This is a genomic window from Rudaeicoccus suwonensis (assembly GCF_007829035.1).
GTDB classification, from domain to species: Bacteria; Actinomycetota; Actinomycetes; order Actinomycetales; family Dermatophilaceae; genus Rudaeicoccus; species Rudaeicoccus suwonensis.
In genome coordinates, this window is the sequence record NZ_VIVQ01000001.1 from 241147 (window position 1) to 256155 (window position 15009).

A 15009-nucleotide genomic window follows, 5' to 3' on the forward strand; every position below is an offset into this window, starting at 1 on the left:
GGGTAAACGCCAAGGGCGGTTGCGACCGATGTGGTCGCAACCGCCCTTCGTCGAACAAAGCGAGTCTGCGTCAGGACGCCACAGCCTCGGCCAGTTTGCCCAGGGTGTCTTCCATGTCGTCGGCGCTCAGGAGCGGAAACAGGCCCTTGGCCAGCAGATCCTTGTCGGTGACCTTGCTCCAGTCGTAGGTCTGCGTGACCAGCGTGGAGTCCGGGCCCTGCGGTTCGAGCTCCCACACCCACTCCCACCCGGGCGGCTGAGTGCCGGCAGGCGCGGTCTGCCAGGCGAGCAGTTTGTCCTTCGCATAGCCGGTCACATGGTTGTCGGTCTGGTATTCGCCGCCCATGTGGTCGCCCGCCATGTTCATGGTGAACACATCACCCACCTGCTGGATGCGCTGGGCCTTGTCCGTGCTGCGCACGAAGCCGGAACCGTCGAGCGCCACGTGCTTGTCGGGATTGGTCAGCACGTCGAAAATCTCAGCCGCCGGCGCGTCGATGGTGCGGGACACAGTGATCTTCTTGTCGTCACTCATACCCTCCACCCTCGCCTTTCGGGTGCCGACGGACAACCACCCGAAGGGGCCGGCCAGCGCGTCGGTGCGGCGAAAGTCGGCGGCGGCGGACACGATCGCGAGATATCGTGCATGTCCGCCGCCGGTTTGTGCGGCGAATCCATCGGAAGTGACGGAACGTCATGGGACAGCGCGCACGCGCGGGTTGCGGGGTGGCCGATTCGGCCTGCTTCGTGCCGGTGCTCCGCGGCGTCAACTGAACCCAGCTCGACATGTGGGTGCGGTCGGCGTCGTCGCTTCGCCATACCCATTTTCTTCAGGCGGCGCGTCCGCTGACGCTGCACCGCCCGACCCCCCGATGGAGCTCAGATTTATGAATCCTCTGACCGAACAACAGATTCGCGCCAGCCTGGTCAACGCCACCAAGCGCGAGATCACCCAGGCAAGCATCCCCGACCTGGCGGCTGTCCGCTGGGATCGCCTCGACTATCTCGGGTGGGTGGACGTCAAACGACCCCTTGCGGCATACGTCGTGATCGAACTCGACCGCGGGCTCACCGGCATGATGCTGCGTGCACCGGGCACTGCGGGCCGTCGCGCGCGGGCGATGTGCGCGTGGTGTCAGGACGTGACGGCGACCGACGACGTGACGTTGTATGTCGCTCGCCGGGCCGGTGCGGAAGGCCGTCAGGGCAACACCGTCGGCACGCTCATCTGCACGCATTTCGAGTGCTCACGCAACGCGAGACGTATGCCGAGCGCCACCGAGGTCGGCAGCAATGATCCGGCGGCGCGGCAACTCGTCGTCGACCGCAGGATCGCGAGCGTGCAGAAGCGATCACGGCGATTCGTCGAGCAGTTGTTCCAGTAGCGCTGCAATTGCTCGGCATTCAGTCGTTCTGAGATGTTCGAATCAGCGCGTCGGCGATCTGCTGTTGACGCGCTGAGTCGGCGACGGACGCCAACACCACGACAGCCCGCCCGCGGTCGATGTTCACCCCGAGGTATGACGAGTATCCGCCGGTCTCGCCGTTGTGCCAGTGAATGTGTTGCCCGTCGACGGTTTTCAGCATCCAGAACAGCCCGATGCCGGACTGCTCCGAGGTGCGATGGCGTTCCTGCAATGCCATCTGCCCCGGCGCGGTCCGGCCGAGCACGCTCTGCGCGAGTCGGGCCATGTCGGTGATCGTCGACACGACGCCGCCGGCGGGCGCGTAGCCGCCCAGGCGCCACGGCCAGGTCTGCCTTCCGTCGCGAGTCCAGCCGGCGTGCACGCCGCCGCGCGGCGGGTTCACCGTCGTCCGGGTCATCTGCAACGGTCCGAGGATGTGGGTGGCGAGGCTGTCGGCATACGTGCGGTTGTCGGCGTGCGCGATCGCCTGACCGAGCGCGGCGGCTCCCAGGTTGGAGTAGTCGAAGCGACCCGGCGTGGCACGGCGGGCTGCCCGCGCTGCGGCACGCCGAAGGCCGCGGATCGTGGAGCCGGCATACGGGTTCGTGCCGAACGCCGTGAACGCCAGCGACTGCCCGAAGACCAGTGGTGATCGCGGCAACTTCGGCAGGCCGGAGGTGTGCGTGGCGAGTTGCTGCACGGTGATGGTGCCGAGCGCGCCCTCGCACTCCGGATCGAGTGCGCTCAGCGGTGTGTCCTCGGCAAGATCCAGCGCAGGGAGGCGATCGGCCACCAGCAATCCGGTCAACGCCTTTGACAACGAACCGATTTCGAAGCTCGTGTCCGCGTCGGCGTCGATGTAACAGAAGCGCGGGGGCGCGTCCGTGGTGACGACCGCGGCCGCCACCGATCGGGTGTGGTGACCTCTTACAGCCTCGTCGAGTGCCGCGGCCAGTTGTGGGTCACCGGTCGCTACGCCGGTCGTGTGACTTGCCCGGCTGAGTTGGCCCACCACCCATCGGACGACGGCGCACAGCGCTGCTACGCCCAGCGCATCACCGATCACGGTGCCCGTGGTTTGCAACGCCGACAACATCGCGGAACCTCCCCTGGAAACGCAGATCATGCGGCCTACGGTGATCCTGGCGGATCAGACCGACCAACGACTAACTTGAGCGGAATAGACTCAACTTTGACGGCGTTGAACATATCGAGATGTATGCCGGGCCCGCCGCCTCGCCGGACGACCCATCCGGGGCGGCGCGGATCGGCATACAGGACAGACATTTTCCGGAATTGAAGGAGTTCACTCAACGTGGATCTGCAGCTGACCACCAAGGCGCAGGAAGCCATTTCGACTGCCGTGCAACATGCAACGACCGCGGGCAATCCGCAGGTCGAACCGGCTCACCTGCTGCTCGCGCTGACTGAGCAGACCGACACGACGACCGCGCCGCTGCTGGAGGCTGTCGGCACGTCGGTTGCCGGTGTGCGCCAGACCGCCGAGCAGGCGCTTCGCGGGCTGCCGGCCGCGCACGGCAATGCCGTCGCGCAGCCGACGATGTCACGCGCCTTCGCCAACGTGCTTGAGCAGGCGCGTCAGGCGATGGCCGCGATGGGCGACACCTTCGTGTCGACCGACCACCTGCTGCTCGCGCTCGCACGCACCGGCGACTTCGGCCTTGACGCCGACGCGGTGGCAGCCGCGATCCCGCAGGCGCGCGGCGGCGCCAAGGTCACCAGCGCCGAGCCCGAGGGCACCTTCGACGCGCTCGAGAAATACGGCACCGACCTGACCGCCATCGCGCGTGAGGGCAAGCTCGACCCGGTCATCGGTCGTGACTCCGAGATCCGCCGGGTCGTGCAGGTGTTGTCGCGCCGCACCAAGAACAACCCCGTGCTGATCGGCGAGCCCGGCGTCGGCAAAACCGCCGTCGTCGAGGGCCTCGCGCAACGCATCGTGGCCGGCGACGTCCCGGAATCGTTGCGGGACAAGCGTTTGGTGAGCCTCGACCTCGGCGCGATGGTCGCCGGGGCGAAGTTCCGCGGTGAGTTCGAAGAGCGCCTCAAGGCGGTGCTGGAGGAGATCAAGGGCTCCGGCGGGCAGGTCATCACCTTCATCGACGAGCTGCACACCGTCGTCGGCGCCGGAGCCACCGGCGACTCCGCGATGGATGCCGGCAACATGCTCAAGCCGATGCTGGCACGCGGCGAGCTGCGCCTGGTCGGCGCGACGACGCTTGACGAGTATCGCGAGCACATCGAGAAGGATCCGGCGCTCGAGCGACGCTTCCAGCAGGTGTATGTCGGAGAGCCTTCCGTCGAGGACACCATCGCGATCCTGCGCGGTCTCAAGGAGCGTTACGAGGCGCACCACAAGGTCGCGATCGCGGATTCGGCTCTGGTCGCTGCGGCTTCGTTGTCGGACCGCTACATCACCTCACGACAGTTGCCGGACAAGGCGATCGACCTCATCGACGAGGCGGCATCCCGGCTGCGCATGGAGATCGACTCGTCACCGGTCGAGATCGACCAGCTGCGACGCGTCGTCGACCGTCTCAAGATGGAGGAGTTGCACCTCGAGGGCGAGACCGACGACGCCTCCCGTGAGCGGCTCGAGAGGCTGCGCGCCGACCTCGCCGACAAGCAGGACGAGCTCGCTGCGCTCAACGCGCGCTGGGAGTCGGAGAAGGCCGGCCTCAACAAGGTCGGCGAGTTGAAGGCGCAGATCGACGAACTCCGCACACAGGCAGACCGATTGGAGCGTGACGGTGACCTGGGCGGAGCTTCGAAGATCCGCTTCGGTGACCTGCCGGCTTTGGAGAAGCAGCTCGACGAGGCCCAGGCCGCGGAGGCCACCTCATCGACGGCGGGCGCCTCTGGCGAGGGCCCGATGGTCAAGGACGAGGTCGGCGCCGACGACATCGCCGATGTCATCTCGTCGTGGACCGGCATACCTGCCGGCCGACTGCTGGAGGGTGAGACCGAGAAGCTGCTGCGGATGGAGGACCACCTCGCCGCGCGACTGATCGGTCAGAAAGCCGCGGTGCAGGCGGTGTCCGATGCAGTGCGACGTTCGCGTGCCGGTGTCGCCGACCCGGATCGCCCCACGGGGTCGTTCCTGTTCCTCGGCCCGACCGGTGTCGGCAAGACCGAGCTGGCCAAGTCGCTGGCGGACTTCCTGTTCGACGACGAGCGCGCCATGGTGCGCATCGACATGTCCGAATACTCCGAGCGGCACGCCGTCGCCCGACTGATCGGCTCCCCGCCCGGCTACGTCGGTTACGAGGAGGGCGGCCAGCTGACCGAGGCCGTGCGTCGCCGGCCCTACTGCGTCGTGCTGCTCGACGAGGTCGAGAAGGCACACCCGGAGACCTTCGACATCCTGCTGCAGGTGCTCGACGACGGCCGGCTGACCGACGGGCAGGGCCGCACGGTCGATTTCCGCAACGTCATCCTCATCATGACCAGCAACCTGGGCTCACAGTTCCTGATCGATCCCACCCTCTCGCAGGAGCACAAGCAGGAGCAGGTCATGGCGGTGGTGCGGCAGACCTTCAAGCCGGAGTTCCTCAACCGGCTCGACGAGGTCGTCATCTTCGAGCCGCTGGCCAAGGACGAACTCGAGCACATCGTCGACCTGCAGGTGCAGGCGCTGGCGATGCGGCTGGCCGAACGCCGGATCACCCTGGATGTCACCGCCGCCGCGAAGCAGTGGCTGGCCGATGAGGGTTATGACCCGGCATACGGTGCTCGTCCGCTGCGCCGACTGGTGCAGAAGGAGGTCGGCGACCGACTCGCGATGGCGCTGCTCGGTGGCACCGTGCGCGACGGTCAGGCGGTCATCGTCGACAAGGACCCCGACGGCGCGGGCTTGACCCTGCGCTGAAAAGAGTTGTGCAGCAGGGCATCTCGCCGGTGCGGTTCAGTTGAACCGCACCGGCGGTATGCCTTTGCAAGCGATCGGCGAGTCGCCAACACTGACCGGAATGTGTGGCCGAAACCCTCACTCCTATTCGTCTACGGCCGCCGATGATAAGATTGATATCTCATAGGAGGTATACGGGATGACGAATCTTCAGATTCCAGCATCGATCCGCAAGCTTGAGGAGCTTGAAACCTCTGTGCTGTTCGATGTGGCCAGTCAGGCCGCGACCGAGCTTGGTGGCACGTATGTCTGGCTGGAGGATCACGCCGGGTCGGAGAGTGAAGCCGAGCAGTGGAGAGCCGCCGATCTGCAACTGCGCCGAGAGCGCCGCGAATTGCACCCAGATGATCGTGAGGCGGTGATCGCCGCGGTGTGCCGGTGGGGGAGTGAGTGTCGACGGCTCGATGAGCAGCACGGGCTTCGATGAGTGAACTGTTCCATCCGGATCCGCAGTGGTTGCGGGATCGGTGGGAACGCAGGGTCCGGGATCGGATCTTTGATGGCGCGAGGTCCTCACCCTCGCCGGTGGTGGTCTTGGTCGGTGGTCAGCCAGGGGCTGGCAAGACGGCGGCCGCTGCACGGTCTGCACAGCTGCACCCGACCGAGCGTCTGACTGTTCTTGAGGGCGATGACTACCGCCAGTTTCATCCTGATTACAAGCGGCTGGTTCGACTGGACCCGTTGCGGATGCCAGCGGTGACGCAGGAGGTCTCCGGACCGATGGTTGCGGCGGCGGTCAACCACGCCCAACGGGAAAAGATCAGCGTCACGATCGAAGGAACCTTCCGCGACTCGGAGCTGGTGACTGCCACCGCTGGTGAGTTTCACCAAGCGGGGTTCTACGTGCACGCCGTTGTCGTTGCTGTTCAGCCCGTGCAATCGCTGATTTCGACGGTCGACCGGTACGTCAGCGCGATTGAGAACGACCGTGACGGGCGCTGGACCCCTGTGGCTGCCCACGATGCTGCCTTGAGCGGTATGCCTAGGACAGTCCGTGCCCTTGGTGAGAGTCAAGACGTCGACCAAGTGACCGTCATGAGGCGTGATGGCAGCGTGGTGCTCGATCTTCACCGACCAGCATCGGTCGAGCGCGGCCGCAACGCTGCTCACGCCGTGCTTGAGGAGCATCGTCGGCCTTTGGCGTCGGTCGAGCGTGGCATCTGGCTGCAGCTGTATGACCAGCTGGATCGTACCTTTCGCGACATGGCTGTGCTGCGGGAGATTCGCCATGACGATCAGGTCGAGCGTAGTTGGCGTCAGTTGGAGCGGGCACGTTCATACATCCTTGCCACCACAGGCAACTCCTCCTCGACGCACCGTCCAGGTCCGGTGCTCGAGCAAGCACCACACATTGGCAATCAACTGCGGCGGGAGAGCGACCGTGAGCGGCGAGGTCCCCAGGGTCTGTGATCGGGTACGCACGGCCCTTAGCTCGATCGGTGCGCCGCGAAGCCAGCTGCGTGAAATTCATCTGTGCGTCTCAGCGACGCGCGAGAGCGGTCGCGAAGGTCGGTGACAATGGCAGGCCGTCACCGACGAGCAGGCACATCTGCAAAGCGTGATAAGTGTCCGGTCGGCCCTGCCAGGTCACCGATGCCGGTCCATTGTGTTCGTCGAGTTCGTGCCGCCACGAGCCGGATTCGCGGTCGATGAGATGTTCGACGGCGTAGGCCCACCACTGCTCGGCGGCGGTGAACCACTGCTGCTCGCCCGTTACGACGCCGAGTGCGTATGCCGCTGCGATGGCTTCGCACGCCACCCAGTGCATGCGCGCGTGCACGACCGGCTTGCCCGACCAGTCGGTCGTGTAGACGAAGCCGTCCGCGCCATCGACTCCCCACCCGTCGACGATCGCACGAGTCGCCAACTGTATTGCGGCGCCGGTGAATTCCCCGACGTATGACGCATCGGCGATCCGATACGCGGCATCGACAGACAGCGCAAGGCGCGCCCATTCGAGGGCGTGTCCGACGGTTGCGCCATACGGCCGAAAGGGGTCGGCGGGGGCCTCGCGGTTGTAGTCCGGCAACGGCTGCCAGATGGCATCGAAGTGCTCCGGAATGCGCCAGTCGCGAGCAGCCGCCCACGAAGCGACGCGCCGGGTCACCGCGGCCGCGCGGTCGAGGTACGACCCGTCGCCGGTGACGTCGGCGACGGCGAGGAATGCCTCCACCGTGTGCATCGCCGCGTTGACGCCACGGTAGGCCTCCTCGTCCGACCAGTCGGCCGAAAACCGCTCGTGCACAAGGCCTTCGGCGGCATCCCAGAAGTGCTCCTCGTGCACCCGGCGGGCGTCGTCCAGCAGCGCCCTGGCCCCCGGCCGGCCGGCCGCGACGGCACTGCTTGCCGCGAGCAGCACGAAGGCATGTGCGTAGGCCTGCTTGCTCGAATCGACCGCCGCTCCGGTGTCTGCGTCGATCGCCGCAAACCAGCCACCGTTGACATCATCCGCGAAATGTGTTGTCAGCGTGGCAATTCCGTGGTCGAGGACGGCAGCGAATTCTTCCCTCCCGGACAACAACCCCAACGCGGCGACATGCGTCATACGGCAGTTGATCCACAACTCCAACGGCCGCGAGACGATCTCACCGTCGTCGCCGAGCCAGCCGAAACCGCGCTCCACCTGCGCCCGGCGCGTGAGGTCGAGCAGCCGCTCCGCCTCCACGCGCATCGCCGTCCGCACGGTCGCCGTCACCTGCGCGCTCATCGCTGCAACTCCTGCGCAAGCACCTCGGGCGCCTCCCACAGCAGCATGTGCCCCTTGTCGGGCAGCACCGTCACATGTGCGTCCGGTAACTCTTCGCCCAGCCGTCGCGCCAGCACCGGCGGGGTCAGCTTGTCGCGGCTGCCGACGATCACCTCGACCGCAAGATCACGCAACGCCGCCAGCGAGGCGACCTCGTCGTGGGCCATCAGCGCCTGGTAATACGCAGCAAAGACATTCGCCCGGGTGCCTCGCACGATCGCCGTCGCCGCGCGCACGTCCTCGTCACGTGGCTGCTTGCCGAAGGCTGTCTTGCGCTGGCCCTTCAGCGTCATGGAGCGCCCCAGTCGTAGCGGCACGTGGCGAAGTGTGCGCATGAACGCCTCCTCGCCCGGGCGTCCGGTTCCCCGCAGACCGCCCGCCGCTGTCGAGACCAGCAGCACCCGCTCCACTCGCGTGGCCACTTGTTCTGGTGCCACCCCGGCATACGCCAGCACCGTCATACCGCCCATCGAGTGCCCACCGAGCACGAAGCGCGAGTCTGCCGGCAGCAGCTGATCGATCACCGTCTGCAGGTCGTGACCGAGCCGCCGAACGGATTCGTCACCGACCTTCCGGCCCCCATGAGCCAACGTCGAGTCGCCGTGACCGCGCTGATCCCACAGCACGACCCGCACGTCGTCGGGCAACAGATCGACCACCGGCAGCCAGGACCGGTGGCTCAGCAACCACCCGTGCGCCAGCACGATCGTCCTCGGCTTGCTCGTCGTCGATTCCGTCGCCGGTTCGCGCACGTATGCCGCAAGGCGTGCCCCGTCGTCAGTGGTCACCGTGTGCAGGCGCAGTCCCGTCATACTGCCCATATCTACACCCGTTGTGTTCGCGCCCGCGTGGAACCGGACGGCGCGCGGCGGCGTCAGACACCGAGAACGGTCCGCGACGGCGTCCACCAGATAGGTTTCCCTGCATGCGACGAACCCTCACCGCTGTCACGGTGCTCACTTTCACAGCCGCCGCCCTGACCGGCTGCAGCGGCGGAGGGAAGTCGGCGACCGCCTCGTCGGCGGCCGGGCAGAGCCCGCAACAGTTGCTGCAGACGGCGCAGACGACGCTCAACAACACCTCCGGCGTGCACATCAAGCTCACGTCGGCGAATGTGCCCAAGTCGGGCAATCTGCTCGGTGGTGAGGGCGACGGCTCCCATGCCCCGGACTTCAAGGGCACCATCACGCTGCAGGTGCTCGGTGCCACGCTCAACGTGCCGGTCATCGCGACCGGCGGCAAGGTGTGGGCCAAGACGCCGCTGTCCACGAGCATGCAGGTCATCAACCCGAGCACGTATGGCGCGCCTGATCCCTCGGTGCTGCTGTCGAGCAATGGCGGGTTCTCCTCGCTGCTGACCCAGACACAGAACCCGACCTTCGGCGCCAAGAAGCGCGACGGCAAGGACATCGTCCAGCAGGTGACCGGGTCGCTGTCGGGTCAGGCGCTGAAGCTCGTTCTGGCGATCGGCAACCCGGAGGCGACCTACCAGGTCGACTATGAGATCACCGGTGGCGGACAACTGCGCACTGCCACGATCGACGGCGCGTTCTACTCGGGCACCGCCGACACGACGTACACCATCACGCTCACCAACTACGGCGAAAAGGTCGTCGTCACGGCGCCGTAGCGCGCCGCGCCGCACTGACGGCATACACAGATCGAGCAGCTCCGCGCTGCACCGGCACCATCGGTCGGTATTCGAACCCGGGAGGATGACGAGCGTGCCGGCAGACGTCCAGCAATCTGGCACCCACCGCCCGCGGGCGCTGCTCGCGACAGCCTCGGTTGCGGTCGCGCTCGCGGCCGCCGACACCTATGTCGTGGTGCTCGCGCTGCAGGACATGATGCAGGGCGTCGGCCTGGGCATCGACGCCCTGCAACGTGCCACCCCGATCATCTCCGGGTTCCTGCTCGGTTACATCGCCGTGCTACCGCTCACCGGACGGCTCACCGACATCGTCTCGCGCCAGCGGGTGCTCGTCGGATGCCTGCTGTTGTTCGTGATCGGCTCATCGGTCACCGCTCTCTCGGTCGACTTGTCCGTGATGGTGACCGGCCGGTTCCTGCAAGGAGTGGGCGGCGGCGGCCTGGTCCCCGCGACGCTCGCGCTGGTGGCCGAGCTGTGGCCGGCGGGCCGCCGGGGCACCGCGCTCGGTGTCGTCGGCGCCGTGCAAGAGGTCGGCAGTGTGCTCGGCCCCTTGCTCGGCGCGCTGATCCTGGCGGTGGCCGACTGGCGAATGATCTTCTGGGTCAACGCGATTGCGGGTGTGCTGCTCGCGGTGGTGATCACGGTGATCGGGCGCGGTGCGACGGCAGCACCCCGTGTCGCCGCGAGGGTTCCGCGCTGGTGGAGCGCACTCACGGCAGTTGTGGCGCTCGCGACCGTGGCCCTGCTCGGCCTCGCCCTCTGGGCGCCGGACTTCCTCACGACCTCGATCCAGTGGGGTGGCCCGTTCGTCCCGTATGGCGACAGCACTGCGCGTCTCGCGACGCCCATCGGCGTCTGGGGGCTGTGCGCACTGGTGGTGCTGCTGACTTTGTCGGTGCGCTACTGGTGGCCGGTCGCACGGCGGATCGACGTCATCGGCGCGATTCTGATCGCGGCCGCGCTCGGAGCGCTGGTGTTGACCTTCGCCGCCAGCAATCCCGAGACGCAGGTCGTCGGCCCGATGGGCTACTGGCTGCTGCCGGTCGCCGCTCTCGCATGTGTGCTCTATCTGTGGCGCCACCGAGCCTTGGCCGACCCGCTCATCGCCAAAGGAGTGGTCACCGGACGAGTGCGTCCGGCGCTGCTGGTGTCACTGTGCGTCGGCACGGCGATCGTGGCGATCGTGGTCGACATATCGGTGCTGGCGCGCCTGACGGTGACCGACTCGCAGACGACCGCCGCACTGGTGCTGGTGCGGTTCCTGGTCGCAGTGCCGGTCGGTGCTCTCGTCGGAGGCGCCCTGCTTCGCAAAGCCGCCCCAGGCATGGTCGCCGCGCCCGGTCTGTTGATCAGCGCGCTCGGACTGTTCCACATGTCGACGTGGGGCAGCCCCGAGCTGAAGTCGTGGCTGGCGCCGACCGTCGTGCTCGTCGTGGTGGGATTTGGAGTCGGTCTGGCAATCGCACCGGTCAACGACGCTGCCTTGCACGACGCCCCGCCGTCCGCACACGGCGTCGTGTCCTCACTGGTGGTGGTCGCCCGGATGATCGGAATGGTCGTCGGGCTGGCACTGCTCACCGCCATCGGGCTGCACCGCTTCTATGCCAAGGTGCAGTCGCTGACCGATCCGACCGGCGCGCAGATCACCGCTGCCGGGGTCTTGCAGGTGCAGACGGTCTTCCTCGGCGCAGGGATCGTGACCTTGATCGCGGCGGTGGTCGCAATCACCCTCGGGCGTCATACATCTCGTGGGGCCACTCGACCCGTATGACCCTCAGATCGTGATCTCGGTGGCTATCTCGACCGTCGACGTGTCCGGCAGGTGGAAGCTGCGGGTCGGTGTGTCCGACAGCCGCGACAGCCCGATGAACAACCGGCCCCGGACCGGTCCGAGCAGCCCGTGCCGGCCGCGATGCAGCCGAATGCGAGAAAGCACGTATGTCGCATGGCTGATCTTGCGGCCACGCCTGCGTTCGGGCAGCTGGACCTGACGCAGCGCACGCGGCAGATCGACGACGTCACGGAATCCGTAGCGCAACGTCACCTGCGACAAGCCCTCGATGTCGTCACACAACGCCTCGATGCTGGCGCGGTCCTCGGCCGAGACGAAGGGCACCTCCTCGAAGATCACCCGCACGATGAGCACCTGCTCCTGCAGGCAGTGGTTGAGCTCGAGGTTGGTGCGCAGTGCCAACGGGGCCGTCGTGCTGTTGGTGTGTGGATAGATCACCAGGCCGGGCACCCGCGTCGGCTGTTGCTTGCGCAACGACACCAGGAAGTCGCTGAGGTTGCCCTCGTCGCGGGTGCGCTTGTCGGTGACGATGCGTGCGCCGTGCCACCAGACCGTCATCACCGTGACCAGAGCCGCCGCGATGAGCAGCGGCAGCCAACCGCCGCTCACGATCTTGGTCAGGTTGGCGCTGAAGAAGCCCACCTCCAACGGCAACACCAGCACCGCGAACACGACCAGCCGCCACCAGGGCCACTGCAGGTGCAGGCGCGCCAGCAGCAGGAACAGCGTCGAGGTCAGCACGAAGGTCCCCGTGACGGCCACGCCGTATGCCGTCGCCAGCGCCGCCGACGAGCGGAACGTCAGCACGACGGTCAGCACGCAGATGAACAGCACCAGATTGACGGCGCCGATGTAGATCTGGCCGCTCTCCTGCGTTGATGTGTGCGCAATGCGCAACCGTGGCAGGAAGTTGAGCATGATTGCCTGCTTCGCAACGGAGTAGGCCCCGGTGATCACGGCCTGGGACGCGATGACCGTCGCGACCGTCGCGACCACCACGACCGGGATCCGCGCCCACGACGGGGCCATCGCGAAGAACGGATTCGCGATGGCGCTGCGGTCGTGCAGCACCAGCCCGGCTTGGCCCAGATAGCTCAGCGCGAGCGACGGGAGGACCACGAACAACCACGCAGCCCGGATCGGCGCTCGGCCGAAGTGGCCGAGATCGGCATACAGCGCCTCGGCTCCGGTGATGGCGAGCACGATCGCGCCCATCGCGACGAAGGCGGTGCCGAAATGCGTTACGACAAAAGCAATTCCGTATGTCGGTGACAGTGCCTCGAGCACCTCCGGATGCTGCACGATCTGCGGCACCCCGAGCACGGCCACCATCACGAACCACACCAGCATCGCCGGGCCGAACAACCGCGCCACCCTTGCGGTGCCGAATCGTTGGGCGGCGAACAGCACGATGAGGATCGCGGCAGAGACCGGCACCACGATGTTCGGCAGGCTCGGATCGGCGACCTTGGTGCCTTCGACGGCCGACATCACCGAGATCGCCGGCGTGATGACGCTGTCGCCGAAGAAGAGCGAGACGCCCAGCACGCCCAGCCCCATGGCGAATGCCGCGAGCCGTCGCCGTGATCCGGCATGCCGACGCACCAGTGTCGCGAGCGCGAAGACTCCGCCCTCGCCGTCGTTGTCGGCGTGCATGACTGACATGACGTATTTGAAGGTCACGATCAGCAGCAGCGACCAGATGACCAGCGACACGATGCCGAAGACGTCGCCGCGCGTCGGGTGGACCGCGTCGTTGTCGACGGAGAAGGCCGTCTGGAGGGCATACAGCGGGCTGGTGCCGATGTCGCCGAAGACGACGCCGAGTGCGGCGATCGTGAGTGATGCGGTGGCAGCGCCACGCGTCCCCGATGTGCTCACCTCTCGACCGTAGGCACGCTGTCTGGATGTTGACCGGCGGGCGGTCAGAACTCCGCCGAGCCGGTGAACTCGTAGTCGACGAAATCGGGCCGAGCCAGCTTGCGCTCGTAGGCGATGACGGATTCCGGCCACAGGCTTCGGTTCTCGCCGCGCTCGTCGAGATACCAGCTGTTGCAGCCGCCGGACTTCCAGACGGTGTCATCGCTGCGGCGGGCGATCTGCGCCATGTGAGCCGGCACGATCTGGGGGCGCACGGCCACCGCGGTGACCCCGCGCTTGTCCCGCTCGTCGAGCAGGGTGTCGATGAGCCGGATCTGTGCCTCGATCATCAGCAGCACCGACGTGTGTCCGAGACCGGTGTTGGGGCCGAGCAGGAAGAACAGGTTGGGATAGTGCGGCACGGTCACGCCGTAGAACGAGTCGATCCCGGCATCCCAGTCGTCCGCCAAGCGGTGCCCCTGCAGGCCGGTGACGTCCAGGTGCCGGTACGAGCCGGCGACGTCGAAGCCGGTGGCGAAGACGACCGCGTCCAGTGTGTGATGGGTGCCGTCGGCGGTGATCAGACCGGTCGCATCGGCGCCGGTGATGCTGGACGTCTCGAGCGTGACGTCATCGCGCGCCAGCGTCGGGAAGTAGGTGTTCGACATCGTGATGCGCTTGCATCCCATCGTGTATGACGGGGTCAGCTTCTCGCGCAACTCCGGATCTTTGACTGCCGAATGCATATGGTGCAGAGCGACTTTGGACATCGCCTTCAGCAGAGCAGGCTGTTTGGTGAAGGCCAGTGAGCGCACCTCGTTGTAGGCCTTGATCCGGGCCCGGTGCAGCTTGGTCAGCCAGGGCCGCTTCTCGTAGGCGTCGATCAGCCACTCGGGGAATTCGGGGTCCAGCTTGGGCAGCACCCACACCGGCGTGCGCTGGAAGACGGTTAGGTGGGTGGCGTCCTCGGCCAGATGCGGAATCGCCTGCACGGCGCTGCAGCCGGTGCCGATGATGCCGACCTTCTTGCCGAACATCGTGGCGTTCACATCCCACGCGGCGGTGTGCATCACCTCGCCGGCGTAGTGCTCGATGCCCGGTATGTCGGGCAGCACCGGGTCGTGCAGCGCTCCGACCCCGAGCACCACCGCTCCGGCGACGATGTGCTGGATCTCGCCGGCGGAGGACGCAACGGACAAGTGCCAGGCGCCCAAACCGTCGTCATACGTCATCTGCTGCACCGTGCTGTCGAAGCGCACCTGCTCACGTATGCCGTACTTCTCGACGCAGAACAGCAGGTAGTCCTGGATCTCGTCGGCTGTCGCGTAGGCGCGCGACCAGTAGGGATTGGGCTCGAAAGAGAACGAGTAGAGGTGGCTCGGCACGTCGCAGGCGCACCCGGGGTAGCGGTTGTCGCGCCAGGTGCCGCCGATCTCGTCGGCCTTTTCCAGCACCAGGTAGTCGCGTCCCGCAGCTTTGGCGGCGATCGCCATACCGACCCCGGAGAAGCCGCTGCCGATGATGACCAGGTCGTGGTCGACGCGTGCGCTCATGAGTCCCGAGGCTACCCGGCCGTAGCCGATGGTCCCGGGACCACGCTCGGCTGGTTCGCCGCGAATCCGGGGG

At 66.7% G+C, this 15009-nt stretch carries 12 protein-coding genes; 6 read left to right on the forward strand and 6 right to left on the reverse strand.

The window, feature by feature from the left end:
- Positions 1-70: 70 nt before the first annotated feature.
- A complete protein-coding gene (locus BKA23_RS01165) occupies positions 71-535 on the reverse strand; it encodes an SRPBCC family protein (RefSeq protein WP_145224760.1) in 465 nt (154 codons plus the stop codon).
- A gap of 352 nt (positions 536-887) precedes the next feature.
- Here BKA23_RS01165 and BKA23_RS01170 point away from each other — a divergent pair, with 352 nt between their 5' ends.
- A complete protein-coding gene (locus BKA23_RS01170) occupies positions 888-1385 on the forward strand; it encodes an FBP domain-containing protein (protein ID WP_145224762.1) in 498 nt (165 codons plus the stop codon).
- A 19-nt stretch (positions 1386-1404) separates the two neighbouring features.
- On the opposite strand, the gene BKA23_RS01175 is transcribed toward BKA23_RS01170, so the two are convergent.
- Positions 1405-2532, reverse strand: coding sequence for a serine hydrolase domain-containing protein (locus BKA23_RS01175; protein WP_145224764.1), 1128 nt, complete (start codon positions 2530-2532; stop codon positions 1405-1407).
- Positions 2533-2721: 189 nt separating this feature from the next.
- Between BKA23_RS01175 and clpB the strand changes: the two genes are divergently transcribed.
- The 3 genes from clpB to BKA23_RS01190 all read left to right on the forward strand — a co-directional run bounded on the left by clpB (position 2722) and on the right by BKA23_RS01190 (position 6744).
- Positions 2722-5295, forward strand: a complete 2574-nt coding sequence (gene clpB / locus BKA23_RS01180) for an ATP-dependent chaperone ClpB (RefSeq protein ID WP_145224766.1) — start codon at positions 2722-2724, stop codon at positions 5293-5295.
- A gap of 178 nt (positions 5296-5473) precedes the next feature.
- Positions 5474-5761 carry a hypothetical protein gene (locus BKA23_RS01185; RefSeq protein WP_145224768.1) on the forward strand — a complete coding sequence of 96 codons (288 nt, stop codon included), beginning with the start codon at positions 5474-5476 and terminating at the stop codon, positions 5759-5761.
- Complete coding sequence (locus BKA23_RS01190) at positions 5758-6744, forward strand: zeta toxin family protein (protein ID WP_145224770.1); 987 nt, start codon at positions 5758-5760, stop codon at positions 6742-6744. The genes BKA23_RS01185 and BKA23_RS01190 overlap by 4 nt, the downstream gene beginning before the upstream one ends.
- Positions 6745-6814: 70 nt before the next feature.
- Here the strand turns inward: BKA23_RS01190 and BKA23_RS01195 are convergent, their stop codons facing one another.
- Together BKA23_RS01195 and BKA23_RS01200 are read right to left on the reverse strand one after the other, a co-directional pair.
- Positions 6815-8041 carry an AGE family epimerase/isomerase gene (locus BKA23_RS01195; protein ID WP_145224772.1) on the reverse strand — a complete coding sequence of 409 codons (1227 nt, stop codon included), beginning with the start codon at positions 8039-8041 and terminating at the stop codon, positions 6815-6817.
- Positions 8038-8892 carry an alpha/beta fold hydrolase gene (locus BKA23_RS01200; RefSeq protein ID WP_170226321.1) on the reverse strand — a complete coding sequence of 285 codons (855 nt, stop codon included), beginning with the start codon at positions 8890-8892 and terminating at the stop codon, positions 8038-8040. Before BKA23_RS01200 ends, BKA23_RS01195 begins: the two co-directional genes overlap by 4 nt.
- 113 nt (positions 8893-9005) lie before the next feature.
- Here BKA23_RS01200 and BKA23_RS01205 point away from each other — a divergent pair, with 113 nt between their 5' ends.
- Both BKA23_RS01205 and BKA23_RS01210 read left to right on the forward strand, forming a co-directional pair.
- On the forward strand, positions 9006-9710 hold the full coding sequence (locus tag BKA23_RS01205) for an LppX_LprAFG lipoprotein (protein ID WP_170226322.1): 705 nt from the start codon (positions 9006-9008) through the stop codon (positions 9708-9710).
- 85 nt (positions 9711-9795) lie between these two features.
- Entirely contained in the window at positions 9796-11502 is a 1707-nt protein-coding gene (locus tag BKA23_RS01210) for an MFS transporter (RefSeq protein ID WP_145224778.1), read from the forward strand.
- Positions 11503-11505: 3 nt separating this feature from the next.
- Here the strand turns inward: BKA23_RS01210 and BKA23_RS01215 are convergent, their stop codons facing one another.
- Together BKA23_RS01215 and BKA23_RS01220 are read right to left on the reverse strand one after the other, a co-directional pair.
- A complete protein-coding gene (locus BKA23_RS01215; protein ID WP_211841557.1) occupies positions 11506-13404 on the reverse strand; it encodes a potassium transporter Kup in 1899 nt (632 codons plus the stop codon).
- 44 nt (positions 13405-13448) lie between these two features.
- Positions 13449-14936: a flavin-containing monooxygenase gene (locus BKA23_RS01220; RefSeq protein ID WP_145224780.1), complete on the reverse strand. Its 1488-nt coding sequence runs from the start codon at positions 14934-14936 to the stop codon at positions 13449-13451.
- Between the last annotated feature and the right edge of the window lie 73 nt (positions 14937-15009).